The following is a 25,968-nucleotide window of genomic DNA, read 5'->3' as shown; positions in this document are numbered from 1 at the left end:
CTCCCAGAACCACTCCCGGAGGACCGCCGATGCCAGCCCAACGTCCGATCAACGACGCCATGCTCATCCTGGAGCGCAACGGTCTGGTACTTCTCGCCGAAAGAGCCGGCACCGGCTACGCCGACGGCCTGCTGAACCTCCCCAGCGGCAAGGTCGACCAAGGCGAGGATGTCGTCACCGCAGCGATCAGGGAGGCCCGCGAGGAAGTGGGTGTCGACGTCGCCCCGGAGGCTGTCCGGATCGTCCACGTCACCCACTTCCTCAACCCCGAGGGTGAGCCCCGCGTCGGCTGGTTCCTTGCCACCTCTCACTGGACCGGCGAACCACGGAACGCCGAGCCGCACAAGTGCGCCGGCATCGCCTGGCACCCGATTGGCCACCTTCCGGACACCGTCGTCCCGTACAACGCACATGGGATCGGCCAGTACCTCAAGGGCGAGCCATTCTCCGTGCTCGGGTGGCCCTAGGCACTCCTACTCGCCAGGCATGGCTGTCGATTCGCTCACAGCCTCCCCGCGGGGCACCACTACCTCACTGGTTGCGCCGCTCTGCCCAGGAGCCTCGTCTGGCACCTGGGAGGCCGCGACCACAGCGTCAACCACCTCGCTGATGGCCGCGTGGCTCACCTCCTGCGGGGTGTCGACGGTCTTCTCCTCCGTGGCCACGGTGACTTCACCCGTCTCCGGGTCCGTCACCGTCACGGAGATCGTGCAGGGCTGCGGCTCGTCGGCCTCATCGACGGAGGTGGTGACGGTCACCGACACGGCCATGTCGTCGGCCACCCTCGTCGTCATAGTGACCGCTCCGGTCGAGTCGTCCGGAGCGGTGACCTCGACGGTTGGCGCGTAGCCCGGGACGCTGACCCCGCGCATGAAGCTCCGCAGGTGCGTCATGTGGTGCAGGAGGTCCTCGACGGGGTCGGGCACGATGTCCTTGAGCATCTGCTTGGCCTCCTCCGGTGCCGACCGAGGGGTAGGCGCCACCTGACTCTTCGTCGGCTCGTCCTTCTTCGGCTCGTTCTTCCCGCCCGGCGGTGTCGCTGTCAGCGGGGCCGGGGCGGTCGTCTTCGACTGGGGGACTGCTGGCGGGGCGGGAGCTGTGGGGCCGGAGTCCGCGGCGGTCGTCGTCGTGGTCTCGCCCGGTGCCACCTCCCGGTACAGCGGCTTGACTGCCACGAGCAAACTGGTGCCGGGCGGAGGGGCCTGCGGGGCATGCTCCGGCTCGCCGTAAGCAAGAGCCTTGGCGTCGGGCTCCGACATCCCGCGCCGCTCGGCCTCCGCGATGATGGCCTTCCGCTGCTCTTCAGTCAGGGGCACTCCGGCGATGCCGCCGTGCCCATCAAAGTAAGTCGGGACATAGCCGCGCTGCGGGGCGTCCTTGTATACGTCGTGCTTGTCGTCGTCGGGGTTGTCGTCGTCGCCCGGCTCGGGCGTCGGCTCGGGCCCCTGGTCCGGCACGGTAGGAGCAGACGAACCCTGAGAAATTCGCTCGGGAAGTGTGCCAGTTGCACACATTAGGCAAGTGAAGGCAGTCGCTGTCGCGATCAGTCCCCAGGAGAAGATCGCGACCTTTCTGTCCGGATCACCGCGGTCAGGCAAGGCAAGGAGGGTGGATATCGGCTTCCTGTGACGGGACACGGCAACTCCATGGTTCGGAGTGGTTGAGGGATCACGCACAGTAGAACACGCCAAGTTCGTGTCCGAAAACTGGCGGGGTGCCAGTTCATCCGCAGGTCGCACGGCCTCTCCGACCTAGGGCTGATAAGGCGTGGAGCGTTGGCAAATTTCGTTGCCGAAACTTCACATTCTGGCTCAACTGAGGCAAGCCAGATGATCCAGAATCGGAAATAACTTTCGCCACTCAATCATTCAGGCATGCAGGAAGCTCCCCGAATTGCGATCTTGAATGCCCCCGCAGCCGATTGGATACTGGCATCGAAGCAGGGCAGACGCCGGAACAAAGCACAGCGCAATTCCCGTCGGGAGTGCCGGAATGGCCAAAACACGGAGTCGCCCAGGCCCGACGGTAGATATCCGTCGAGCCCGCGGGTGCGATAAGTGCCGGGAGTGGGGCAGCGTCGTAGTCGACGGCCGGTACGAGCTGTGCCCGGCCTGCCAGTGGCCTTGGCCTGCTCGGCGCAGCCCTCGCGAGGTCAGCACCAAGTCAGCACGGAGCGGGTGACGAGGGGTGCCCGGGGGTGCTTCCAGGTCAGCACCAAGTCAGCACGGGAAACAGAAGGGGGCCCAACCCCGAAGGGTCGGACCCCCTCTGACCTGCATGTTTGCCAGGTCAGTCGAGTCGTGCTATGTCAGCCGTCACACGTTGAAGCGGAACTCCACCACGTCGCCGTCCGCCATCACGTAGTCCTTGCCCTCCATGCGCGCCTTGCCGGCGGCGCGGGCGTCGGCGACCGAGCCGGTCTCGACCAGGTCGGCGAAGGAGATGACCTCGGCCTTGATGAAGCCCTTCTGGAAGTCGGTGTGGATCACACCGGCCGCCTCGGGGGCCGTGGCGCCCTTCCTGATGGTCCAGGCCCGGGACTCCTTCGGGCCGGCCGTCAGGTAGGTCTGCAGGCCCAGGGTGTCGAAGCCGACGCGGGCCAGCGTGGCCAGGCCCGGCTCGTCCTGGCCGACGGACTGGAGCAGCTCCAGGGCCTCGTCCTCGTCCAGCTCGGCGAGGTCGGACTCCAGCTTGGCGTTGAGGAAGATGGCCTCGGCCGGGGCGACCAGGGCGCGCTGCTCCTCCTTGAACGCCTCGTCCGACAGCTCCTCCTCGTCGACGTTGAAGACGTAGAGGAAGGGCTTGGTGGTGAGCAGGTGGAGGTCGTGCAGGAGCTCCTCGTTGCCCGAGCCCTGGACGATGCCCGCCGAGAAGAGCGTCTCGCCCTTCTCCAGGATCTCCTTCGCCGCCTCGACCGCCGCGACCTTCGGCGCGACGTCCTTCTTGATCCGCGACTCCTTGACCAGGCGCGGCAGGACCTTCTCGATGGTCTGGAGGTCGGCGAGGATCAGCTCGGTGTTGATCGTCTCGATGTCGTCCCGGGGCGAGACCTTGCCGTCCACGTGGACGACGTTCTCGTCCTTGAACGCGCGGATGACCTGGCAGATCGCATCCGACTCGCGGATGTTCGCCAGGAACTTGTTGCCCAGGCCCTCGCCCTCGGAGGCGCCGCGGACGATGCCGGCGATGTCGACGAAGTCGACCGTCGCGGGCAGGACCTTCTGCGAGCCGAAGATCTCCGCGAGCTTGGTGAGCCGGGCGTCCGGGACGCCGACGACGCCCACGTTGGGCTCGATGGTGGCGAACGGGTAGTTGGCCGCCAGCACGTCGTTCTTGGTCAGGGCGTTGAACAGGGTCGACTTGCCGACATTCGGCAGACCGACGATTCCGATCGTGAGCGACACGTGCGACTTCCCCAGTGATCCCGTAGTAGCGAAATGGTCCGCGGTGAGCGAAGGGTCCCGCGCATCGTGACGCGGCCGGTCCACCAGTCTACGGGTCCGGGCCCGCCACCGGCCCCGGGCGAAGGATTCCCCGAACACATGGCCAAGGGGGTGCAAACGGCGTGTCCCACGCCACGTTCCCCCGGCGTGGCTGCCTAGTTTGGTCGGGTGGAGCAACCCAGCACGCGCATCCCCCAGCGCAAGGTCCGCCGCGGGTCCCCCGTGCCCCGCCCCGCCGCGCCCGTCGGCCAGCGCCGCGATCCGGCCGGGACGCCGGTCCGGCGGGGCCGCCCCGGCCGCTCCGCCGTCCCCCTGAGCCGCCTCCCGGCCGCCCGGCTGACCGGGCTGGGCAGCGGGCTGCTCACCGCCCTGGCCATGCTGGGCGTCGGCGCCCTGGACGCGCTGCTGCTCGGCGGCTCGCCCGAGGTGTACGGCGTGTTCTTCCTGATCGGCAGCGCGGCCTGCGCCCTGTGGGTGCGCCCGGCCGAGCTGATGACGGCCCCCGTGAGCGTCCCCATCGCCTACGCGGTGGGCGCCGTGCCGCTGGGTGAGAGCACGGAGGGAGTGGCCGGGCGGCTCATGAGCATGGTCACCCTGCTGTCGCTGACGGCGGGCTGGCTGTACGCGGGCACGCTGCTGGCGGCGCTGATCGCGCTCGTCAGGAGGGTCCTGCTGATCAGGACGCGACGACGGGCCCGGAACCGGCTGCGGCAGCGGCCATCGCGGCGCCCACGATCCCCGCGTTGTTCTGGAGCCGGGCCGGGACGATCTCCGCGCTGACCCCCTCGATCAGCGGCAGGAACTTGTCCGCCTTCCGGCTGACGCCGCCGCCGATCACGAACAGCTCGGGCGAGAACAGCATCTCCACGTGGGCGAGGTAGCGTCCGACCCGCTTGGCCCAGCGGCCCCAGCTCAGGTCCTCGTCCTCCTTGGCCCGGGTGGAGGCGCGCGTCTCCGCGTCGTGTCCGTGCAGCTCCAGGTGGCCCAGCTCGGTGTTGGGCACCAGCCTGCCGCCGGTGAAGAGCGCGCTGCCGATGCCGGTGCCGAAGGTGAGCACCACCACCGTGCCCGTACGGCCCCGGCCGGCGCCGAAGGTCATCTCGGCCAGCCCCGCCGCGTCCGCGTCGTTGATCACCGTCACCGGGGCGCCCAGCTCCTCGCCGAACAGCCCGGCGGCGTCCTGCCCGATCCACTCCTCGGCCACGTTGGCCGCCGTGCGGGTCGTCCCGCCGGCCACGACGCCCGGGAACGTCACCCCCACGGGCCCGACGGGCACGCCGAAGTGCCGGACGACCTTCCGGACGCAGGAGGCGACCGCGTCCGGGGTGGCCGGACGCGGGGTGAGCACCTTGAAGCGCTCCTCCGTGACCTCGCCGCGCCCCGGGTCCACCGGAGCGCCCTTGATGCCCGATCCGCCGATGTCCACGCCGAATACGTTCATACGGCCACGCTAAGGGGTGCGGCGGGCCCGCACCCCTCGTACGCGACGGCCCCGTTCGGGACGCCCGGTCAGCCCGCGGAGTCGCCCGTGAGCGCGGCCGCCTCGGCGCGCAGGTCACGGCGCAGCTCCTTGGGCAGCGAGAAGGCGATGTGCTCCTCGGCGGCCGTGACGGTCTCCACGTCGCCGAAGCCGCGCTGGGCCAGCCACTCCAGGACGCCCTCGACGAGGATCTCGGGGACGGACGCGCCGGAGGTGACGCCGACGGTGGAGACGCCCTCCAGCCAGGTCTCGTCGATCTCCTCGGCGTAGTCGACCAGGTAGGACGCCCGGGCGCCGGCGCCCAGGGCCACCTCGACCAGGCGCTTGGAGTTCGAGGAGTTGCGGGAGCCGACGACGATGACGAGGTCGGCCTCGGCGCCCATCTGCTTGACGGCGACCTGCCGGTTCTGCGTGGCGTAGCAGATGTCGTCGCTGGGCGGCGACTGCAGCAGCGGGAAGCGCTGCTTGAGCGCGCCGACGGTCTCCATGGTCTCGTCGACCGACAGCGTGGTCTGCGACAGCCACACGACCTTCTCCGGGTCGCGGACCTCGACGTTCGCCACGTCCTCCGGCCCGTCGACCAGCGTGATGTGGTCGGGCGCCTCACCGCTGGTGCCGATGACCTCCTCGTGGCCCTCGTGGCCGATGAGGAGGATGTCGTAGTCGTCGTTGGCGAAGCGGACGGCTTCCTTGTGGACCTTGGTCACCAGGGGGCACGTGGCGTCGATGGTGGCGAGCTTGCCGCGCTCGGCCTCCTCGTGGACGACCGGCGCGACACCGTGCGCGGAGAAGATGACGATGTTGCCCTCGGGCACCTCCGCCGTCTCGTCGACGAAGATCGCACCCTTCTTCTCCAGGGTCTTCACGACGTACTTGTTGTGAACGATCTCGTGCCGCACGTAGACGGGCGCGCCGTACTGCTCCAGCGCCTTCTCGACGGCGATCACGGCACGGTCCACACCCGCGCAGTAGCCACGAGGGGCGGCGAGCAGGACCTTGCGGGCGGGGGTGGCAGTCATGCGGTCCATCGTAAGGGCCTCCGCCCACCGGCGTGGCCCGGCCATCGCCCGGGGCGGCGCACGAATACTGACCCCATGGCCACCCCTCCTCCCTTCGCCGGCGAGGGCACGCTCCACCGCACCCTCACGTTCCGCGACCTCGTGGTCTACGGCCTGCTGTTCATCGCCCCCATGGCGCCGGTCGGCGTCTTCGGCACGCTGTCGGCGAAGTCGCACGGGGCGGTGGCGCTGGTCTACGTCGTGGCGACGGTGGCGATGGCCTTCACCGCCCACTCCTACGCGCAGATGGTGCGCGTCGCCCCGCAGGCCGGCTCGGTGTACGCGTACGCGCGCGTGGCGCTCGGTGAGGGGCCGGGCTTCGTCGCCGGGTGGATGGCGATGCTCGACTACGTCCTGATCCCGGCGGTGGCCTACCTCTTCTCCGGCATCGCGATGCACGCCCTGGTGCCGTCCGTGCCCTCGTGGGTGTGGACGGCGATCGCGGTGGCCGTCACCACGGGGCTGAACCTGACGGGCGTCCGCACCGCGGCGCTGGCCGGCTTCCTGGTGCTCGCCATGGAGATCGCGGTCCTCGCGGTCTTCGTGGGGGCGGCGGCCGTCGCCCTGGCCCAGGACGGACCGCGCCACGGCTGGCTGTCACCGCTGACCGGGGAGGGCGGCTTCGACACCACGGCGGTGCTGGGGGCGGTCTCGGTGGCGGTCCTGTCGTACCTGGGCTTCGACGCGATCGCCACGTTCGCGGAGGAGTCAACGGGCGGCTCCGAGAACGTGGCCCGCGCGGTCCTGACGTGCCTGGCGGTGGCGGGGGTGCTCTTCGTCCTCCAGACGTATCTGGCGGCCCTTCTCGCCCCCGCGTCCCCGGCGGAGCTGGCGGCGAAGCCCGCGGAGCAGGGCGCGGCCTTCTACGACACGGTCGACGCGGCGACGGGCGCGTGGCTGCACGACCTCGTGGCGGCCAGCAAGGCGCTCGGCGCGGCCTTCGCGGCACTGGCGGGCCAGGCGGCGGCGGGCCGCCTCCTCTTCGCGATGGCCCGGGACCGCCGCCTGCCGGGCCTGCTGTCGAAGGTCGACCGGGGCTCGGGCGCGCCGCGCCGGGCCCTGCTCGGGGCGGCGGCGGTGACGCTGGTCGCGGCGGTGTGGGCGGCACGGCGCGCGGACGGCTTGGACCGGCTGGTGTCGGTGGTGGACGTGGGGGCACTGACGGCCTTCGCCCTGCTCCACGTTTCGGTGATCGCCTGGTCCGCACGACGCGCGGACGGTGTGCCGCCCCGGCACGTGGCGGTGCCCCTGCTGGGCCTGGCGGTGGTGGTCGCCGTGATCCTGACGGCGTCGCGGACGGCCCAACTGGTGGGGGCGGCATGGCTGGGTGCGGGCCTGCTGGTCCTGGCCGTCCAGACGGCACGGCGGCGGGGACCGGCGCGCTGACCGCCCGGCGGGACGACGTCCCCGGACTGGCCGGGGCGGGGCGGATGGGCCCTGGCAGGGGCGTGAAGCACTCTGTGCGGGAGTGCGGGGCACGATCGACACGGAACCAGTAGCCGCAAAGAGTGCAGCCCCAGAAGGGCCCGTCCGCCCACCGGCCGCCAGGGCACCGTGTCACCCCCCACCGCTACGCTCACCGCATGGCAGTGAACACGTCCCCGGACGCGCCCATGCCCGTAGGCCAGGTGTCCCGGCTGATCGGCGGCTGGATCGACCGCCTCGGCGCGGTCTGGGTCGAGGGCCAGATCACGCAGCTGTCCCGCCGCCCCGGCGCGGGCGTCGTGTTCCTGACACTGCGCGACCCCTCGCACGACGTCTCCCTCTCCGTCACCTGCTACCGGGCCGTCTTCGACCGCGTCGCCGACGTCGTCTCCGAGGGCGCCCGCGTCGTCGTGCACGCCAAGCCCGAGTGGTACGCCCCCCGCGGCCAGCTCTCGCTGCGCGCGGCCGAGATCCGCCCGGTCGGCGTCGGCGAGCTGCTGGCGCGGCTGGAACAGCTGAAGAAGTCCCTCGCCGCCGAGGGCCTGTTCGCCGCCGAACGCAAGCGTGCGCTCCCCTTCCTCCCCCAGCTGATCGGCCTGGTCTGCGGCCGCGCCTCCGCCGCCGAACGCGACGTGCTGGAGAACGCCCGCCACCGCTGGCCGGCCGTCCGCTTCGAGGTCCGCAACGTCCCCGTCCAGGGCGTGCACGCCGTACCGAGCGTCATCGAGGCGGTCCAGGAGCTGGACGCCCACCCCGAGGTCGACGTGGTCATCGTGGCGCGCGGCGGCGGCAGCGTCGAGGACCTCCTGCCCTTCTCGGACGAACAGCTCGTACGCACCGTGGCCGCCTGCCGCACCCCCGTCGTGTCGGCGATCGGCCACGAGCCGGACACTCCGCTCCTCGACCTGGTGGCCGACCTGCGCGCGTCCACGCCCACGGACGCGGCGAAGCGGGTCGTGCCGGACGTCGGCGAGGAGCTGACCCGCGTGCGGCACCTGCGCGAGCGGGCGCTGCGCTGCGTGACCGCGCACCTCGACCGCGAGGAGCGCGGCCTGGCGGCGGCGCGGGCGCGGCCGTGCATGGAGCGGCCGCAGCGGATGGTGGACGAGCGGGCGGAGCAGGTCGACGCGCTGGCCGCCCGGAGCCGCCGGACGCTCGGGCACCTGCTGGACCGCGCGGACTCGGAGCTGTCGCACACGCTGGCCCGCGTGGTGGCGCTGTCGCCGGCGGCGACGCTGCGGCGCGGCTACGCCGTCCTCCAGCACGCGGACGGCTCGGTGGTGCGGGCGGCGGCCGAGGTGACGCCGGAGGAGGAGCTGCGGGCGCGCGTGGCGGAGGGCGAGTTCACGGTGCGCCCGGTCGCCGTGCCGCCCGCTGTCACACCGCGCCCCTAGGGTGGTGGCATGGCGACGACTACGGACGCGACGACCGACGCGACGGATGCGCTGGGCTACGAGCAGGCCCGCGACGAGCTGATCGACGTGGTGCGCCGGCTGGAGGCCGGTGGCACGACGCTGGAGGAGTCGCTGGCGCTGTGGGAGCGCGGCGAGGCGCTGGCGAAGGTGTGCCGGCGCTGGCTGGACGGCGCGCGGGCGAGGCTGGACGCGGCGCTGGCCCAGGAAGAGGGCGAGGAGACGGAGCCCACGGAGGCCTGAGGCGCAGGGGCGGCGGCCTCGCCGGCCGCGCTCGCGGCCGGGCCGGGCGGCCCGTCCCGGGCCCCGGAAGGCCCGCCCGGGCATAGCCGACCGCACCCGGCCCCCGCGCCGAGGAACGGCACCGACGCCCCCTCACGCCCTCCCCACCGCGCGCCCGGACACCACCCCACCCGTCACACGCCACCGCACCCCGCCCTTCCTGTGAGCTGACTCTCACGCGGGCCGGTTTTAGTTGAAAGTTAATCTATCTCGTCGTAGATTGGCTCATGCCGGATGGGCGATTCCCCGAGCCCCCGGTGGTCCCCACCCGTAGAAGAAGGTGCTCCCGCCATGACTCTCGCCCTCGACTCCGCAGCCCAGGACCTGCTCTTCCACGCGGCCCACACGGCCAACTCGTTCACCGACGAGCCCGTGACCGAGGAGCAGATGCAGGCCGTCTACGACCTGATCAAGATGGCGCCGACCGCGTTCAACCAGTCGCCGCTGCGCGTCGTCCTGGTCCGCTCCGCGGAGGCCCGCGAGCGTCTGGTCCCGCACATGGCGGAGGGCAACCAGGCCAAGACGGCCGCCGCCCCGCTGGTGGCGATCCTCGCCGCGGACAACGAGTTCCACGAGGAACTCCCCGTGCTCTTCCCGCACTTCCCGCAGGCCAAGGACGTCTTCTTCGGCGAGCGCCCGGTCCGCGAGCGGTCCGCCGAGCTCAACGCCACCCTCCAGGCCGGCTACTTCCTCCTCGGCATCCGCGCCGCCGGCCTGGCCGCCGGCCCGATGACCGGCTTCGACCACGCGGGCGTCCAGAAGGAGTTCCTGGACGACGACCACACCCCGCTGATGATCGTCAACATCGGCAAGCCGGGCGCGGACGCCTTCTACCCCCGCTCGCCGCGCCTGTCCTTCGACCAGGCCGTCACGACCGTCTGACACCACGACCGTCCGACGCCACCACGCCCGCCCGACGCCACTCCCCCCGGCGTCGGGCCGGTCCGGCGCCGGAGCGGCCCGGCCCGCCCCTCCCCCCGTGGCCGGACGGGCCGCACGGCCGTCGCGCTCCTCAGCCCGAGTTGGCGATCTTCGTCTTCTCGGCCTTGAGCGCGGCGGCCATTTCCATGAGCCGCTCCTCCGAGGCGGTGCCGGTGACGACCGTGGTCACCCCGTGCTCCTCGCGCACCAGGGCGTCGTAGCGGGGGCCCTCGTAACGGTCCCAGGTGACGTCGCCCACCTTGCGGGTCTCGCCCGTCTTCTCCGCGCGCTGGCTGACGTCGTCGATGAAACCGCGCGGCGAGGCGTCGCTCTGCTCGATCGCGACGTACTCGCGCTGCGGGTCGAGGAAGCCCAGGTGCCACGCCGAGCCCTGCTTGCCGGACGGCGCGTACGAGACCGAGGTCGCGCGCCAGCCCTCGCCCAGCCCCTCGGGCGCCGCCACCGCGTAGGGCGCCGCGCGCCGGGCCGTGTCCAGCTCGACCCGGTAGTTCACCGTCCGGACCGGGTCGTTGCCGGTGTCGTGCGGGATGAAGAGGTAACTGATCCCCGCCACGGGGACCGTCACCGCCATCGACAGCACCATGTTCCGGATCGTCTGCGTCTTGCCGTTCCTACCTGCCACGCCCCCATCGTCCCCCATGCCCGAAGAGATCTTGACGGCGACCTCGTGGCCCCGCGGCGGCACCGGGCGGCACCCCACGGCGGCACGGGGCACGGTCACCGCGGCCGATCCTGACGGCGCTCATGCGTGGGGCCCTCTGCTCACTCTCGCAATGAACCGATAAAGTCATGTCACCCTCAACCCTCCTGGCGAGCCAGCCACAGAGGGGCCCCACGGCCGTCGCCGTACAGAAAGGTCCGCCCCGATGACCGATCATCATCTGCCGTCCCAGCTCGAGGTCAGCCCCGAGGACCCCGACCGCAACCTCGCCCTGGAGCTCGTCCGGGTCACCGAGGCGGGCGCCATGGCGTCGGGCCGGTGGGTCGGCCGCGGCGACAAGAACGGTGCCGACGGCGCAGCCGTGCGGGCCATGCGCGCGCTGATCCACACCGTGTCGATGAACGGCGTCGTGGTCATCGGCGAGGGCGAGAAGGACAACGCCCCGATGCTCTACAACGGCGAGCGGGTCGGCGACGGCACCGGTGCCGAGTGCGACGTCGCCGTGGACCCGGTGGACGGCACCACCCTCACCGCCAAGGGCATGGCCAACGCCGTGTCCGTGATGGCCGTCGCCGAGCGCGGCTCGATGTTCGACCCGTCCGCCGTCTTCTACATGGACAAGCTGGTCACCGGCCCCGAGGCCGCGGACTTCGTCGACATCGACGCGCCGGTCGCCGTCAACATCCGCCGCATCGCGAAGGCGAAGAAGTCCTCGCCCGAGGACGTGACGGTCGTCGTCCTGGACCGCCCCCGCCACGAGGGCATCGTCAAGGAGATCCGCGAGGCGGGCGCCCGCATCAAGTTCATCTCCGACGGCGACGTGGCCGGCGCGATCATGGCCGCCCGCGAGGGCACCGGCGTGGACCTGCTGCTGGGCGTCGGCGGCACGCCGGAGGGCATCATCGCCGCCTGCGCGATGAAGTGCCTCGGCGGCACCATCCAGGCCAAGCTGTGGCCGAAGGACGCCGAGGAGCGTCAGCGCGCCCTCGACGCCGGCCACGACCTGGACCGCGTCCTGCACACCGACGACCTGGTCAGCGGCGACAACGTGTTCTTCGTCGCCACCGGCATCACCGACGGCGAGCTGCTGCGCGGCGTGCGCTACCGCGCGGAGACGGCCACCACCCAGTCGCTGGTCATGCGCTCCAAGTCGGGCACGATCCGGCTGATCGACTCCGAGCACCGCCTGTCGAAGCTGCGCGCCTACAGCGCGATCGACTTCGAGCGCCCCAGCTGAAGGGGTCGCCGCCCCGGCTGACGCCACGCCCCGCGCCGGTGCGGGCGGCACAACGGGCCGGGCCCCGCCGTCGTCCGGCGGGGCCCGGCCCGAAAGATATGCCAGATATGAACGCTCAGCCGGCTGCGGCGATGCGCGTGGTCCGCTGCAGTTCGGCCTCGCGCCGCCGCCTGCGGGCGAGCACCACCCGGCGCTCGGCCGCGGTCAGCCCGCCCCACACGCCATAGGGCTCCGGCTGGAGCAAGGCGTGCTCCCGGCAGGCGACCATGACGGGGCAGCGCGCGCAGACGCGCTTGGCGGCCTCTTCCCGGGAAAGACGAGCGGCCGTCGGTTCCTTTGATGGTGCGAAGAAGAGCCCGGCTTCATCCCGGCGGCACACCGCCTCCGAATGCCAGGGGCCGGCCTGATCCCGCGCGGAAATCCGCTGGGACGGTACGGCGGCTTCCTGCAAGGGCTGATGCGGTAGCAGCACGGTCTACTCCTGACGACGGCTTTGCTTGGCCGATTTGAGTCACCTTTGCCCGCCTCGAGGCGCACGGCCATTCGCACCCGCAGCCGTACGAGAGACGATGCACCAAGCTTTACCCGCTGTGCGCGAGCTTATTCACACCGTTGCCATGAGCGGAATGTCGCTGCCTGCGGGTCAGTCCCCGGCCCGCAGATTCTTCAGCCTCTTGCCCCGCCGCGCCTTCGCCGACACCCCGCCGAAGACCGCGAAGCCCGTCACCACGACCACCGGGGCGTCCGGGTCCGCCGCCTCGTTCGTCCGGACGTCGAAACCGCCGAAGACGCCGGCACCCGCGGAACGCACGGTGACGTTCTCCGGAACCCTGATGTCGACTCCGCCGAACAGCACGTAGGCGTTGATGACGACCTCGCGCTGTGCGAAGACCGCCTCGGTGAGGTCGATTTCCGCGCCGCCGAACAGCGCGAACGCGTTCGTGCGCGCTCCCACCCGCCAGCGGCCCTTGCGCGTGGCCCCGCCGAAGACGGCGATGAGGTTCTCGGCCGCGCCCATCGCGGGGCGCGTGGAAGCATCCGGCGGGCGCACGGCCGCCGGTACGGCCTCCGGGCGCCGTCCGGCGGGCAGGTCGCGCACCAGCGGCGCCAGCTCGCCGACGGTCCGGGCCCGGTAGACCGCGCCGATCCGCTCGCTGTGCTCCTCCGCGGTCAGCCGCCCCTCCGCGAGGGCCTCCCGGAGGATGTCGGCGACGCCGTCGCGATCGGCGTCGGAGGCGCGCAGCGCCGGATCGGAAGCCGCGGGGGCCGCCTTGTCGAGCCGCACCTTTGCGGGTGCGGAGTCCTGGGGTCGCTCTTCGAGAGATGACTCGTCCACGACCAGCAGGGTAGCGAAACGCGATAGATCGCGATAGTGCCGCGTCGCCGGGCGAGTACTGAGCCTTACCTCACAAACCCGGTAGCCGCGCGGCCGCCTACTCTGGATGGGCCGTCGAGGAAGCCGGCGTCATCATCCGCAGAGTGAGGGAACCGTCGCGATGTCTGCCCCGTCCGCCCGTTCAGGGTTCGCCTACACCGACCTCCTGCCCCTGGGCGAGGACACCACTCCGTACCGCCTCGTCACCTCCGAGGGCGTCTCCACCTTCGAGGCCGACGGCCGCACCTTCCTCAAGGTCGAGCCCGAGGCGCTGCGGAAGCTGGCCGCCGAGGCGATGCACGACATCTCCCACTACCTGCGCCCCGCGCACCTGGCCCAGCTGCGCAAGATCCTCGACGATCCCGAGGCGTCCGCGAACGACCGTTTCGTCGCCCTCGACCTGCTGAAGAACGCCAACATCGCCGCCGCCGGCGTCCTGCCCATGTGCCAGGACACCGGCACCGCGATCGTCATGGGCAAGCGCGGCCAGAACGTCCTCACCGAAGGCGAGGACGAGAAGGCCCTCTCGCACGGCGTCTTCGACGCGTACACCGAGCTCAACCTGCGCTACTCCCAGATGGCCCCGCTGACCATGTGGGACGAGAAGAACACCGGCTCCAACCTGCCGGCGCAGATCGAGCTGTACGCCACCGACGGCGGCGCCTACAAGTTCCTCTTCATGGCCAAGGGCGGCGGCTCGGCCAACAAGTCCTTCCTCTTCCAGGAGACGAAGGCGGTCCTCAACGAGGCCTCCATGATGAAGTTCCTGGAGGAGAAGATCCGTTCGCTGGGCACCGCGGCCTGCCCGCCGTACCACCTGGCGATCGTCGTCGGCGGCACCTCCGCCGAGTACGCGCTCAAGACCGCCAAGTACGCCTCCGCGCACTACCTCGACGAGCTGCCGGAGGAGGGCTCCCCGCTGGGCCACGGCTTCCGCGACAAGGAGCTGGAGGAGAAGGTCTTCGAGCTGACGCAGAAGATCGGCATCGGCGCGCAGTTCGGCGGCAAGTACTTCTGCCACGACGTGCGCGTCGTCCGCCTGCCGCGGCACGGCGCCTCCTGCCCGGTGGCCATCGCGGTCTCCTGCTCCGCCGACCGCCAGGCGCTGGCGAAGATCACGGCGGAGGGCGTGTTCCTGGAGCAGCTGGAGACCGACCCGGCGCGGTTCCTGCCGGAGACCACGGACGAGCACCTGGACGCCGACGGCGACGTGGTCGAGATCGACCTCAACCGCCCCATGGACGACATCCTCGCCGAGCTGACCAAGTACCCGGTCAAGACCCGGCTGTCCCTGACCGGCCCGCTGGTCGTCGCGCGCGACATCGCCCACGCGAAGATCAAGGAGCGGCTGGACGCGGGCGAGGAGATGCCGCAGTACCTGCGCGACCACCCGGTCTACTACGCCGGTCCGGCCAAGACCCCCGAGGGCTACGCCTCCGGCTCCTTCGGCCCCACCACGGCCGGCCGCATGGACTCCTACGTCGAGCAGTTCCAGGCGGCGGGCGGCTCGAAGGTCATGCTCGCCAAGGGCAACCGCAGCAAGCAGGTCACCGACGCGTGCGGCGCCCACGGCGGCTTCTACCTCGGTTCGATCGGCGGCCCGGCCGCGCGTCTGGCGCAGGACTGCATCAAGAAGGTCGAGGTCGTCGAGTACGAGGAGCTCGGCATGGAGGCGGTCTGGAAGATCGAGGTCGAGGACTTCCCGGCGTTCATCGTCGTGGACGACAAGGGCAACGACTTCTTCGTCGACCCGTCGCCGGCGCCCACGTTCACGTCGATTCCGGTGCGGGGTGCCGCGCAGTAGGGGGATCCTCCCCCGGTCGCGCCCTTTCCCCCACCGGGGCCCCATCGCCGGACGGGCTGGTTCCCGCCCGTCCGGCGGTTGAGGACGGCCTGCCTACGCGAAGCGCTGGGACCCCGAGCCGTCACAGCGCTGCAGCCGCAGCGGTTCCTTCGCTCCCGCCAGCGTCAGGCACAGGTCCTGTGCCGCGGCGGGACGCAGGGTCCCCCCGCTCCGCGTGAACCGCTGGTTCGCGCCCCCGTGGCAGTTCCACAGCGCCACGGCCGTCCCGGCCGCGTACTTCCCGCCCGGCACGTCCACGCACCGGTCGTGGCTGAGCGCGCTGTGCAGCGAGCCGCGCTCCCCGTCGTACCACCACTGCTGGTTGCGGTTGCCGGTGCAGTCCCAGCCCCCCACCGCGGTGCCGTTGCCCGAGGCGGCCCCGTACGCGTCCACGCACGTCCCCGTCGCCTCGCTCTTCAGCGGCCGGTAGGCGTCGTCCCACGCCCCCTCGACGAGCACCGGCGTCCCCGTGCTCGCCGGGTCCGCGCAGCCTCCCTCGCGCCACCCCGACCGGTACAGCTGCGTCAGGCAGGACGCGAAGGCGCCGTGCCCGCGGTCGTTGGGGTGGAAGGACTGCCGGACGGAGTTGGCGTCCGGCGGGAACGGGTTCGACAGGTCGATGTAGAGGCCGCGCGCCCAGGTGTCCTCCATGCACACCTCGTGGCCGTGGAAGAGGCGTGAGTTGTCGAGGTAGAGCGCGCCCGTGTCCCGCGCGACCTTGCGCATGCCGCGCTCGAAGGCGGGTACCGCGTAGTTGCGGCCCCACGCCGCGTCGGAGGTGTGGCCCACGCAGCCGCCGGGGATCTTGCCGGGGAAGCGGGGGTTGTCCTTGAAGTCGGGGCCGATGGGGCTCGGGTAGCCCATGACGACGAGCTTGTAGTCGCCGTCCGCGTACCCGGCGTCGGTCATCGTCCTCCGCAGGTCCCGCACCGTCTGCTCGACCTTGGGCACCAGGGCGTCGACGCGCCCCTGCCAGCCCGGGGCGTACTTCGGCTCGCAGGGGCCCTGCAGCAGCACGTAGCGCTCGACGCAGTCCGTCATCACGGGCCCGAACTGGAGATCGTCGTTGGCGCCGGCCACGAGCAGGACCATCTTCACCCGCGTGTTGCGGGCCTTGACGGCGAGGTTGTCGCTCTGCACCAGCTCGTCCGCGTACTGCTTGCTGCCGCCGATGCGTATGTTCGCGGTGGCCGCCCCCGAGCAGGCGACGTTGTACGTGACGTCGGCGGGGATGCCGGTGCGGTGGATGGCGGCGTCGGGTGAGCGGTGACACCAGTTGTCCGGCCCGGCGGTGCCCGGTTCGTACCGGCCGACGCCCTCCCCGGAGATCTCGCTGTCGCCAAGGGAGAGCAGCGAGGTCTTGCGCTGCCCCAGGGGCCGCTCGGCGGCGTCCCCGTACAGCTTCACCGCCTCCGCGGCACGTATGCGCTCCAGTTCCGGACTCAGCGGCGTCGCGGTGGTGGTGCGCGGATCGGCGTGGGCGGTGGGGCTGGTGACGGCCAGTCCGCCCCAGGCGGTGGCGAGAGCGGCGACGGACGCGAGTGCACAGCGCAGGGTGGGTCTGCGTGTCATGGAGCCTCCCCGATTTCAGTTGTTACCCGCGGTATTTAGTGGCTGGGAGTGCCGTTTGGGAACAGGGTGAACAAGACAAACGCTGTGATGGCCAGGAGGTAGTGACCATGACCGACGACGAGCAGTACCGGATCGAACGCGACTCGATGGGGGAGGTGCGTGTCCCCGCGGGGGCGAAGTGGCGGGCCCAGACCCAGCGGGCCGTGGAGAACTTCCCGGTCAGCGGGCAGCGCCTGGAGCGGGCGCACATCGCGGCGCTGGGCCGCATCAAGGCGGCCGCCGCGAAGGTCAACGCCGAGCTGGGGGTCCTCGACGCGGACGTGGCGGCCGCTGTCGCCGAAGCCGCCACCGAGGTCGCCGAGGGCCGCTGGGACGACCACTTCCCCGTCGACGTCTTCCAGACCGGTTCCGGCACGTCGTCGAACATGAACGCCAACGAGGTCATCGCCACCCTCGCCGGCGAACGGCTCGGCCGGCCCGTGCACCCCAACGACCACGTCAACGCCAGCCAGTCGTCCAACGACGTCTTCCCGTCCTCCATCCACATCGCCGCCACGGCCGCCGTCACGGGCGACCTGATCCCGGCCCTGGAGCACCTGGAGGCGGCGCTGGCGCGCAAGGCGGAGGAGTTCGCCGAGGTCGTCAAGTCCGGGCGCACCCACCTGATGGACGCCACGCCCGTGACGCTCGGCCAGGAGTTCGGCGGCTACGCGGCCCAGGTCCGCTACGGCGCGGAGAGACTGCGCGCGTCCCTGCCCCGGCTCGCCGAACTCCCCCTCGGCGGAACGGCCGTGGGCACCGGCATCAACACCCCGCCCGGCTTCTCGGGGGCCGTCATCGCCGAGGTCGCCCGCACCACCGGGCTGCCGCTGGCCGAGGCCCGCGACCACTTCGAGGCCCAGGGCGCGCGCGACGGCCTGGTGGAGACCAGCGGCCAGCTGCGCACCATCGCCGTGGGACTCACCAAGATCGCCAACGATCTCCGCTGGATGGCCTCCGGACCGCGCACCGGGCTCGCCGAGATCAACCTGCCGGACCTCCAGCCCGGCTCCTCGATCATGCCGGGCAAGGTGAACCCGGTCGTCTGCGAGGCCGTCCTGATGGTGGCCGCCCAGGTCACCGGGAACGACCTCACCGTCGCCACCGCGGGCGCCGCCGGCAACTTCGAGCTCAACGTCATGCTGCCGGTGATGGCGAAGAACGTCCTGGAGTCCGTGCGGCTGCTCGCCAACGCCTCCCGGCTGCTGGCCGACCGCACGGTCGACGGGATCACCGCCAACGTCGAGCGGGCCCGGGAGTACGCCGAGTCCTCGCCGTCCGTCGTGACCCCGCTGAACCGTTACCTCGGCTACGAGGAGGCGGCGAAGGTGGCCAAGAAGTCCCTCGCCGAACGCAAGACCATCCGCGAGGTCGTCCTCGAATCGGGCTACGTCGAGCGCGGTCTGCTGACCACGGAGCAGCTCGACGAGGCACTGGACGTCCTGCGCATGACGCACCCCTAAGGGGGCGTCCGCGCCGAGCTGGACCATACCTTTGCGGCGCACGTCACGGCGCATCCGTGGCACAGGCACCTAAGATCTGCGCATGGCAGCGCAGACGACGGGCACGGCAGGCGGCGGCTCCTGGGCGCCGGGGGACCACATCCTCTGGCGCTACCGCGGCAACGCGACCAGCAGCGTGCACATCTGCCGGCCCGTCACCGTGGTCCGGGACACCGCCGAGCTGCTCGCCGTCTGGATGGCCCCCGGCACCGACTGCGTCAAGCCGCTGCTCGCCGACGGCACGCCCGTCCACCGCGAGCCGCTCGCCACCCGCTACACCAAGCCGCGCACCACCGAGGTCACCCGTTGGTACGGCCCCGGCGTCCTCAAGCTCGCCCGGCCCGGCGAACCCTGGTCCGTCTGGCTCTTCTGGGACCCCGACTGGCACTTCCGGAACTGGTACGTCAACCTCGAGGAGCCGCTCACGCGCTGGTCCGGCGGCGTCGACTCCGAGGACCACTTCCTCGACATCGCCGTCTACCCCGACCGCAGCTGGGAGTGGAAGGACGAGGACGAGTTCGCCCAGGCCCAGCACGCCGGCCTGATGACCGCCGCGCAGGCCGCGCGGGTACGGGCCGCCGGGCGCTCGGCGGTCGCCCTCATCGAGTCCTGGGGCCAGCCCTTCGCCGGCGGCTGGGAGGGCTGGCGGCCCGACCCCGCCTGGACCGTACCGGCGCTCCCCGGTGACTGGGACCGCACCCCCACACGCGTCGAGGCGTGAATCGGCCCCGGAATCCCTTGCCGATCCCCCGCGAGGCAACCGTAGGATCGGCCTCCGCGATACTGCACAGCACGGCACGATGAAAGACAGTCACAGTCACAGAGAGGGCGGCGCCGTGAGCGGTGACGACCAGCGGGATTACGACGGCTACGCCCGGTTAGGGCTGGACCGCAGCGGGCAGGCCGAGGCGTTCGACGCCATCGGCGACCGCTACGACGAGGCCTTCCCCCACAAGGAGGGCCAGCTCGCGGCCGGCGCCTGGCTGGCCGCCGCCCTGCCGCCCGGCTCCCGGATCCTCGACGTCGGCTGCGGTACGGGCCTGCCGACGGCCCGTCAGCTCGTCGAGGCCGGCCACGAGGTCGTCGGCAACGACCTCTCCCCGGGCATGCTCGACCTCGCCCGCGTCAACGTACCGGGCGCCACGTTCCACCTGGGTGACCTCGCCGACCTGCGGGACGGCCACCTGGGCACGTTCGACGGCATCGCCGCCTTCTTCGCCCTGCTGATGCTGCCGCGCCCGGAGATCCCGCACGCGCTGCGCATGCTCCACGGCCTGCTGAGACCCGGCGGCCTGCTGGCCCTCTCGATGGTCGAGGCCGACGTCGACGACTACGCCATCCCGTTCCTCGGCAACACGATCCGGGTATCCGGTTACCTGCGGGACGAACTGCGCCAGGTCGTGCGCGACGCGGGATTCGAGATCGCCGGGGAGAGCTCGCCGGCGTACGCCCCGGCGAGCACGGACGTCCCACCCGAGATCCAGCTCTTTCTCAACCTGCGCCGCGTCTGACCCCCGCGCGCCCCCGGGCGCGCGCCCCGACGGATGGAACCCCACGCGTGACGGAGCATCCCAACTCCCACGGAAGACACCGGCCCTCCGCGGCCTGTGCCGCCGGCATGCCCCCTGCGGGGGACCACGGCGAGCCGGCCCCGATGCGGGGCCACGCCGAGGCACGCACCGAACCCGCCGACGCGCCGGCGCGGGGCGAGGCCCACCCCGACCCCGTCGACGGCCCGGCCCCCGGGCCGGACGACCCCGGCACGCACGTCCCGCGCCAGCGCGCGAGGACGTCCGACAAGGGCGCCGGACGGTCGAGGCGCCGCGGCGCCGACGCAGCCGCGCCCCGCGCCGGCGAGACGCCCGACAGCGCCCGGCAGAGCCGGACAGCGCGTGCCGCCGCCCGTGACGGCTCGTCAAGAAGCGGCGGTGACGGGGCGGATCCGGCCGGTGCCGACGCCCGCGGGCGCAACGGCTCGGCACGGCGGACCGGCGGCGGCCGGCAGGGGGCGGCCGCGTCCCGCGGCGCCGCGGGGGCCACCGGGCCCGCGCAGGGCGAGGACGGGGACGTGCCGCCGCCCCGGCCGCCGGACGGCGGCAGCGGCAGCGGAACCGGGCCCGCCGGAGCGGGACGCACGGCCACCGGGGCGTCCGGCGGCGGTGAGCGGCTGCGCTTCGTCGGGGCCGCGACCCGGCGGATCGCCCGGGGCATCGACCTGGACGAGATCGTGCTGGGCCTGTGCCGGGCCACCGTGCCGACGTTCGCGGACGCCATCCTCGTGTACCTGCGCGATCCCCTGCCCGTCGGCGACGAACGGCCCGTGGGCCCTGTCGTGCTGCGGCTGCGGCGCACCGACCGGCTGCCCGAGCATGTGCGCGGCGACGAGGCCGAGGCGCCCCGGGAGCAGCCGCCGGACCCCGGGCCCGAGCTGGCCGACGCGGCCGCCGAGCGCTGCGAGGTGCGCATAGGCGGGCCGCTCGCGGAGGTGCTGCGGGGGGTCCGGCCCGTCTTCGGGGACTCCGCGGCCGCGCGGGCGGCCCTGCCGGAACTGCTGGGCGAAGGCCGGCACGTACCGGAGCGGCGCCGGACCATCCTCGCGCCGCTGCGCGGGCGGCGGCGGGTGATCGGCGCGGCGGTGTTCATACGCCGTCAGGACCGGGCCGCGTTCGAGAGCGACGACCTCCTCGTGGCGGCGCAGCTGGCGACGCACACCGCGCTGGGCGTGGACAAGGCGGTGCTCTACGGCCGCGAGGTCTACATCGCCGACGAGCTCCAGCGCACCATGCTCCCCGACTCGCTGCCCCAGCCGACCGGCGTCCGGCTGGCCAGCCGTTACCTGCCGGCCGCCGAGACGGCGCGCGTGGGCGGCGACTGGTACGACGCGATCCCGCTGCCCGGCAACCGGGTGGCGCTCGTCGTCGGCGACGTCATGGGCCACTCCATGACCTCGGCGGCGATCATGGGCCAGCTGCGGACGACCGCGCAGACCCTCGCGGGGCTGGACCTGCCCCCGCAGGAGGTGCTGCACCACCTCGACGAGCAGGCCCAGCGCCTGGGCAGCGACCGCATGGCCACCTGCCTGTACGCGGTGTACGACCCGGTCGCCCACCGCATCGTCATCGCCAACGCCGGTCATCCCCCGCCGGTGCTGCTGCACCGCGGCGGCCGCGCGGAGGTGCTGCGGGTGCCGCCCGGGGCACCGATCGGCGTGGGCGGGGTGGACTTCGAGGCGGTCGAGCTGGACGCGCCCGCCGGGGCGACCCTGCTCCTGTACACGGACGGCCTGGTGGAGTCCCGGATACGGGACGTGTGGACCGGCATAGAGCAGCTGCGCGAGCGCCTCATCGACACCGCCCGGCTGACGGGCCCCAATCCGCCCCCGCTGGAGCCGCTGTGCGACGAGGTGCTGGGCATGCTCGGCCCCGGCGACCGCGACGACGACATCGCCCTGCTGGCGGCCCGCTTCGAGGGCATCGCCCCGAGCGACGTCGCCTACTGGTTCCTCGACCCGCGCCCGCAGACGGCCCGCCAGGCCCGCCGGCTGGCCCGCCGCGCCCTGTCGCGCTGGGGCCTGGAGGAGCTGTCGGACGGGGTGGAGCTGCTGGTCAGCGAGGTGATCACCAATGCGGTGCGCTATGCCGAGCGGCCGATAACGCTGCGGCTGCTGCGGACGGATGTCCTGCGCTGTGAGGTGGGCGACGACGTGCCCCAGCTGCCCCGGCTGCGCCAGGCCCGGCCCTCGGACGAGGGCGGGCGGGGGCTGTACCTGGTGAACCGGCTGGCCAGGCGCTGGGGGGCCACCCGGCTGAGCACCGGCAAGGTCGTGTGGTTCGAGCTGGGGCTGCCCGCGCACACGCGCTGAGACGACGAAGCCGCCGGCCTCCCCGGGAGGGGGAGGGCGGCGGCTTCGTCGTCGGCCGGACCGCGTCGGACGGGTCCTACGGCGGGGGCATCAGCCCGCCGTTGGGCCGGGTGCCGGGGTCGACCGGGCCGGTCGAGGAGCCGGTCGAGGAGGACGACGACGGCTTGGGCGTCGGCGGCTGCTTCGTCGAGTTCGACGGCTTCGGCGAGGCCGCCGAGGACGAGGAGTTCGACGGCTTGGGCGACGTCGAGGCCGACGGCGAGTTCGACGGCTTCGGCGAGGTCGAGGCGGACGGCGAGGTCGACGGCTTGGGGCTCGGCGGGGCGGCCGGCGCGGCGGGCTCGTCGGTCTCGAGGTCGAACTTGGCCTTGTCGTCGTCGCCGAACACCGCCGCGTTGTAGGCGGCCCAGATCTTCGCCGGGTACGTGCCACCGTTGACGCGGCCGTTGCCACCGGTGTTCTGCAGGGTGACCTGCTTGCCGTTCTTCTCCATGTCCTCGCCGAAGAGGCCGACGGTGGTCACCAGGCTGGGCGTGTAGCCCGCGAACCACGCCGAGAGGTCCTCGTCGGAGGTACCGGTCTTGCCGGCCACCTGGTACTCGGCGCTGCTCACCACGTTGGCCGTACCGTCGTTGACCACGCCGGTCAGCACGGACGTGAGGCCGTCCGCGGTGTTGCGGTCGACCGCGGTGGCGCCGACGGCGTTCGGCAGGCTGAACTCCTGGCCGCGGTGGGTCGCCGACGCGACGATGCTCGGGGTGACCTTCTTGCCGTGGTTGTCCAGGGTGGCGTACACCCCGGCCATCTCCATGGGGCTGGCGCCCATGGCGCCGAGCGCCATCGCGGGCGTCTCCTCGAAGTCCGACTTCATGCCCAGCTCGACGGCGGTCTTCTTGACCTTGTCCATGCCGACGTCGACGACCATCTGCGCGAAGACGGAGTTGACCGAGTCGTTCATCGCCTGCTGGACGGTGATCGGTCCGTAGCTGTGCTGGTCCTCGTTCTCCGGGGCGTAGCCGCCACCGCCGGGGCCGACGACGGGCCGCTTGTTGGTGCCGTCGTAGATCGTGGCCGGCGTGATCGGCTTCTTCTCCTGCGTCTTGGAGTTGTTCTCCAGGGCGGAGGCCAGGATCAGGGGCTTGAACGTCGAGGCGGGCTGGTAGTCGGCCCGGGTCGCGTTGCTCACCTGGTGCTGGATGAAGTCCTGGCCGCCGTAGAGCGCCACGACCTTGCCGGTCTTGGGGTCGACGGACACCGCGCCGGCCTGCACGTGCTTGTCGACCTCGCGCTTGCCCGGCTCCAGTTCGGCGAGCAGCTTGTCGTGGACGGCCTTCTCCAGCGCCTTCTGCTTCGTGGGGTCGATGCTGAGGGTGACGGTCCAGCCACCCGCCTCGAACTCCTGCTCGGCGTCCTTCTGGGTGCGGCCCTGCGCGACGAGGTCCCGGATGATCTCCCGCTTGGCCGCCTCGACCAGGTAGCCGTTCTGGCCCGCGAGGCCGGCGGCCGGCTTGGCCTTGCCGGGCTCCTTGAACTGCATCGACTGGCGCTCGGCGGCGCCGAGCCACTTCTGCTCGACCATCTTGTCGAGGACGTAGTTCCAGCGCTTCTTGGCGTTGGTCTTGCCGGCCTCGGTGGCCTGCGACCAGTCGTACTGGCTCGGCGCCTGGAGCAGCGCGGCCAGGTAGGCGCCCTCCTCCAGGGTGAGCTTGTCGACGTCCTTGTTGTAGTACGCCCGGGAGGCGGCCTGGATGCCGTAGGCGCCGCGGCCGTAGTAGCTGGTGTTCAGGTAGCCCTCGAGGATCTTCTTCTTGGAGAGCTTGTCCTGGACCTTCAGCGAGATGATCAGTTCCTTGACCTTGCGGCTGACGGTCTGCCGCTGGTCCAGGTAGTAGTTCTTGATGTACTGCTGGGTGATGGTCGAACCACCCTGCTTGCCACGGCCCATGACGGTGTTGATGATGCCGCGGGCGGTGCCCTTCAGGTCGACGCCGGGGTCGGTCCAGAAGTTCTTGTTCTCCGCCGCCACGACCGCGTTCCGGATGTTCTCCGGGACCTTGTCCAGCGGCACTTCCTCGCGGTTGACCTGACCGATGCGCGCGATGGTCTTGCCGTCCGCCGACTTGTAGACGTTGCTCTGCAGCTGGGCGGCCTTGTTGCCCTCGCCCGGCACGTCCACGTACAGGTACAGCGCGTAGAACGCTCCGGCACCCAGGGCGATCACGCCCACGAAGTAGGCCAGCAGCATCTTCCAGGTGAAGAACCGGCGTATGCCGGTCTTCTTGGGCTTCTTACCGCCCGTGCCAGGGCCAGTGCCCCTCTTCTGCGCCCGTCGCGCTTCCGCTCGGCCCATTTCTCCCGTAGCTCCAGTCCGTCCGCCCCCAACCCAGCTCACGAAGCTAACACCGCAACTGTCACCAAACGCCCATCGATCACGGCAATAACGGACGTGACATACAGCACCCCGGGTGGCGGGAACCCGGTGCGGTCCAGTGCGGGAAACCGTACAGGGCCGTAATGTGATATCACTTTGATAGACAGACCAAGCCGCGCGGAGAACCACCGCGCGGCCGGAGGGAAACGGGGGGCCACCCATGTCCGACACCACCACCGAGAACCCGCCCGCGGCGCCGCGACCGGGCATCGAGGAGCGTCCCGCCAACGACATCGGCGGCGGACTCGCCCTCCTGCTGGGGCTCGTGGGCCTGTTGGCGGGCGTCGCCGCCGTGGCCGTGGGGGCCGGCAGCCACCTGGCCGACGGCCTGCGCTTCGCGCTGATAGCCGGCGGCGTCCTGGCCGGCCTCGGCTCGGTCGTCGCGATGTCCGGGCTGAACACCATCGCGCCCGGCCAGGCCAACGTCGTCCAGCTCTTCGGGCGTTACCGGGGCACGATCCGCAACGAGGGCCTGCGCTGGGTCAACCCCTTCACCAGCCGCGAGAAGATCTCCACCCGGGTCCGCAACCACGAGACCGCCGTACTGAAGGTCAACGACGCCTACGGCAACCCGATCGAGCTGGCCGCCGTCGTCGTGTGGTGCGTCGAGGACACCGCGCAGGCGATGTTCGCGGTGGAGGACTTCCAGGAGTTCGTCGCCACGCAGACCGAGGCCGCCGTCCGGCACATCGCCATCGAGTACCCCTACGACGCGCACGACGAGAACGCGCTGTCGCTGCGGGGCAACGCCGAGGAGATCACCGAGAAGCTCGCCCTCGAACTCCACGCCCGGGTCGCCGCGGCCGGCGTGCGCATCATCGAGTCCCGCTTCACGCACCTCGCCTACGCGCCCGAGATCGCCTCGGCCATGCTCCAGCGCCAGCAGGCGGGCGCGGTCGTCGCGGCGCGCAAGCTGATCGTGGAAGGCGCGGTCGGCATGGTGGAGCAGGCGCTGGAGCGCATCAGCGAGCAAGGCTTCGTGGAACTGGACGAGGAACGGAAGGCGGCCATGGTCAGCAATCTGATGGTGGTGCTGTGCGGTGACCGGGCCGCCCAGCCCGTCCTGAACACCGGCACCCTCTACCAGTGACGGAGGACACCCCCGCGCCCGGCCGGCCGCAGCGGCGCAAACAGGTGCTGCTGCGGCTCGACCCGCTCGTCCACGACGCACTGGCCCGCTGGGCGGACGACGAGCTGCGCAGCGCGAACGCCCAGATCGAGTTCCTGCTCCGCAAGGCCCTCTCCGAGGCGGGCCGGCTGCCCCGGGACGTCGGCGCCATCCGGCGGCGCGGACGCCCGTCGAAGGGGGACCGGACAGGCCCGGACGAGGGCGGCGGGGCCGCGGAGAACTAGATCCGGACAACTCTGCACGGCGCGTATACACACGATGTATACGCGCCGTGT

23 protein-coding genes are annotated in these 25,968 nt (G+C 71.7%); 14 read left to right on the top strand and 9 right to left on the bottom strand.

Annotation, left to right across the window (positions count from 1 at the left end):
• The first annotated feature begins 29 nt into the window (after window positions 1-29).
• On the top strand, window positions 30-467 hold the full coding sequence (locus CYQ11_RS19595; protein ID WP_104651009.1) for an NUDIX hydrolase: 438 nt from the start codon (window positions 30-32) through the stop codon (window positions 465-467).
• A gap of 6 nt (window positions 468-473) precedes the next feature.
• Here the strand turns inward: CYQ11_RS19595 and CYQ11_RS19590 are convergent, their stop codons facing one another.
• Window positions 474-1,457 (bottom strand): hypothetical protein, encoded by a 984-nt coding sequence (locus CYQ11_RS19590; protein ID WP_104651008.1) that lies wholly within the window; start codon window positions 1,455-1,457, stop codon window positions 474-476.
• Window positions 1,458-2,315: 858 nt separating this feature from the next.
• Window positions 2,316-3,404, bottom strand: a complete 1,089-nt coding sequence (gene ychF / locus CYQ11_RS19580; protein ID WP_099201449.1) for a redox-regulated ATPase YchF — start codon at window positions 3,402-3,404, stop codon at window positions 2,316-2,318.
• Between the two features lie 207 nt (window positions 3,405-3,611).
• Here ychF and CYQ11_RS19575 point away from each other — a divergent pair, with 207 nt between their 5' ends.
• A complete protein-coding gene (locus CYQ11_RS19575; protein WP_099201450.1) occupies window positions 3,612-4,223 on the top strand; it encodes a DUF6542 domain-containing protein in 612 nt (203 codons plus the stop codon).
• Here CYQ11_RS19575 and ppgK read toward each other — a convergent pair.
• Together ppgK and CYQ11_RS19565 are read right to left on the bottom strand one after the other, a co-directional pair.
• Window positions 4,120-4,884 carry a polyphosphate--glucose phosphotransferase gene (gene ppgK / locus CYQ11_RS19570; RefSeq protein WP_099201451.1) on the bottom strand — a complete coding sequence of 255 codons (765 nt, stop codon included), beginning with the start codon at window positions 4,882-4,884 and terminating at the stop codon, window positions 4,120-4,122. The two genes, CYQ11_RS19575 and ppgK, sit on opposite strands and share 104 nt — an antisense overlap.
• Window positions 4,885-4,952: 68 nt before the next feature.
• On the bottom strand, window positions 4,953-5,951 hold the full coding sequence (locus tag CYQ11_RS19565; RefSeq protein WP_099201452.1) for a 4-hydroxy-3-methylbut-2-enyl diphosphate reductase: 999 nt from the start codon (window positions 5,949-5,951) through the stop codon (window positions 4,953-4,955).
• Window positions 5,952-6,017: 66 nt separating this feature from the next.
• On the opposite strand from CYQ11_RS19565, the gene CYQ11_RS19560 reads away from it, so the two are divergent.
• The 4 genes from CYQ11_RS19560 to CYQ11_RS19545 all read left to right on the top strand — a co-directional run bounded on the left by CYQ11_RS19560 (window position 6,018) and on the right by CYQ11_RS19545 (window position 9,982).
• Window positions 6,018-7,367, top strand: coding sequence for an APC family permease (locus tag CYQ11_RS19560; RefSeq protein WP_099201453.1), 1,350 nt, complete (start codon window positions 6,018-6,020; stop codon window positions 7,365-7,367).
• 197 nt (window positions 7,368-7,564) lie between these two features.
• Window positions 7,565-8,800 (top strand): exodeoxyribonuclease VII large subunit, encoded by a 1,236-nt coding sequence (gene xseA, locus CYQ11_RS19555; RefSeq protein WP_099201454.1) that lies wholly within the window; start codon window positions 7,565-7,567, stop codon window positions 8,798-8,800.
• Window positions 8,801-8,809: 9 nt separating this feature from the next.
• Window positions 8,810-9,061: an exodeoxyribonuclease VII small subunit gene (locus tag CYQ11_RS19550; RefSeq protein ID WP_099201455.1), complete on the top strand. Its 252-nt coding sequence runs from the start codon at window positions 8,810-8,812 to the stop codon at window positions 9,059-9,061.
• Window positions 9,062-9,391: 330 nt separating this feature from the next.
• The gene (locus CYQ11_RS19545; RefSeq protein ID WP_099201456.1) at window positions 9,392-9,982 is read left to right on the top strand and encodes a malonic semialdehyde reductase; all 591 of its coding nucleotides are present in this window, start codon (window positions 9,392-9,394) and stop codon (window positions 9,980-9,982) included.
• Between the two features lie 130 nt (window positions 9,983-10,112).
• On the opposite strand, the gene CYQ11_RS19540 is transcribed toward CYQ11_RS19545, so the two are convergent.
• Window positions 10,113-10,664 carry a DUF4245 domain-containing protein gene (locus CYQ11_RS19540; protein WP_099201680.1) on the bottom strand — a complete coding sequence of 184 codons (552 nt, stop codon included), beginning with the start codon at window positions 10,662-10,664 and terminating at the stop codon, window positions 10,113-10,115.
• A 244-nt stretch (window positions 10,665-10,908) separates the two neighbouring features.
• Here CYQ11_RS19540 and glpX point away from each other — a divergent pair, with 244 nt between their 5' ends.
• Window positions 10,909-11,940 carry a class II fructose-bisphosphatase gene (gene glpX, locus CYQ11_RS19535; protein WP_099201457.1) on the top strand — a complete coding sequence of 344 codons (1,032 nt, stop codon included), beginning with the start codon at window positions 10,909-10,911 and terminating at the stop codon, window positions 11,938-11,940.
• A 115-nt stretch (window positions 11,941-12,055) separates the two neighbouring features.
• Here glpX and CYQ11_RS19530 read toward each other — a convergent pair whose 3' ends face one another.
• A complete protein-coding gene (locus CYQ11_RS19530; protein ID WP_099201458.1) occupies window positions 12,056-12,412 on the bottom strand; it encodes a WhiB family transcriptional regulator in 357 nt (118 codons plus the stop codon).
• Between the two features lie 171 nt (window positions 12,413-12,583).
• Window positions 12,584-13,276 carry a DUF1707 SHOCT-like domain-containing protein gene (locus tag CYQ11_RS19525; protein ID WP_099201459.1) on the bottom strand — a complete coding sequence of 231 codons (693 nt, stop codon included), beginning with the start codon at window positions 13,274-13,276 and terminating at the stop codon, window positions 12,584-12,586.
• A 160-nt stretch (window positions 13,277-13,436) separates the two neighbouring features.
• Here CYQ11_RS19525 and CYQ11_RS19520 point away from each other — a divergent pair, with 160 nt between their 5' ends.
• A complete protein-coding gene (locus CYQ11_RS19520) occupies window positions 13,437-15,119 on the top strand; it encodes a fumarate hydratase (protein WP_099201460.1) in 1,683 nt (560 codons plus the stop codon).
• A gap of 93 nt (window positions 15,120-15,212) precedes the next feature.
• Here the strand turns inward: CYQ11_RS19520 and CYQ11_RS19515 are convergent, their stop codons facing one another.
• Window positions 15,213-16,730, bottom strand: a complete 1,518-nt coding sequence (locus CYQ11_RS19515; RefSeq protein WP_099201461.1) for a ricin-type beta-trefoil lectin domain protein — start codon at window positions 16,728-16,730, stop codon at window positions 15,213-15,215.
• A gap of 101 nt (window positions 16,731-16,831) precedes the next feature.
• Between CYQ11_RS19515 and CYQ11_RS19510 the strand changes: the two genes are divergently transcribed.
• The 4 genes from CYQ11_RS19510 (at window position 16,832) to CYQ11_RS19495 (ending at window position 22,133) form a co-directional block, all read left to right on the top strand.
• A complete protein-coding gene (locus CYQ11_RS19510) occupies window positions 16,832-18,232 on the top strand; it encodes a class II fumarate hydratase (RefSeq protein ID WP_099201462.1) in 1,401 nt (466 codons plus the stop codon).
• An 82-nt stretch (window positions 18,233-18,314) separates the two neighbouring features.
• Window positions 18,315-18,992 (top strand): cytidylyl-2-hydroxypropylphosphonate hydrolase, encoded by a 678-nt coding sequence (fomD, locus tag CYQ11_RS19505; RefSeq protein WP_099201463.1) that lies wholly within the window; start codon window positions 18,315-18,317, stop codon window positions 18,990-18,992.
• A 79-nt stretch (window positions 18,993-19,071) separates the two neighbouring features.
• The gene (locus tag CYQ11_RS19500) at window positions 19,072-19,782 is read left to right on the top strand and encodes a class I SAM-dependent DNA methyltransferase (RefSeq protein ID WP_181143710.1); all 711 of its coding nucleotides are present in this window, start codon (window positions 19,072-19,074) and stop codon (window positions 19,780-19,782) included.
• Between the two features lie 143 nt (window positions 19,783-19,925).
• Entirely contained in the window at window positions 19,926-22,133 is a 2,208-nt protein-coding gene (locus CYQ11_RS19495) for a SpoIIE family protein phosphatase (RefSeq protein WP_398779880.1), read from the top strand.
• A 76-nt stretch (window positions 22,134-22,209) separates the two neighbouring features.
• Here the strand turns inward: CYQ11_RS19495 and CYQ11_RS19490 are convergent, their stop codons facing one another.
• Window positions 22,210-24,483, bottom strand: a complete 2,274-nt coding sequence (locus CYQ11_RS19490) for a transglycosylase domain-containing protein (protein ID WP_099201466.1) — start codon at window positions 24,481-24,483, stop codon at window positions 22,210-22,212.
• 241 nt (window positions 24,484-24,724) lie between these two features.
• Between CYQ11_RS19490 and CYQ11_RS19485 the strand changes: the two genes are divergently transcribed.
• The gene (locus tag CYQ11_RS19485) at window positions 24,725-25,654 is read left to right on the top strand and encodes an SPFH domain-containing protein (RefSeq protein ID WP_099201467.1); all 930 of its coding nucleotides are present in this window, start codon (window positions 24,725-24,727) and stop codon (window positions 25,652-25,654) included.
• Window positions 25,651-25,917: a type II toxin-antitoxin system antitoxin gene (locus tag CYQ11_RS19480; protein WP_099201468.1), complete on the top strand. Its 267-nt coding sequence runs from the start codon at window positions 25,651-25,653 to the stop codon at window positions 25,915-25,917. The genes CYQ11_RS19485 and CYQ11_RS19480 overlap by 4 nt, the downstream gene beginning before the upstream one ends.
• Window positions 25,918-25,968 lie beyond the last annotated feature (51 nt).

Origin of the sequence: Streptomyces cinnamoneus, from assembly GCF_002939475.1 — a bacterium.
Taxonomy (GTDB): Bacteria; Actinomycetota; Actinomycetes; order Streptomycetales; family Streptomycetaceae; genus Streptomyces; species Streptomyces cinnamoneus_A.
Note: the sequence above shows the minus strand (reverse complement) of the source record. Positions and strands in the feature narration are given on the sequence as shown.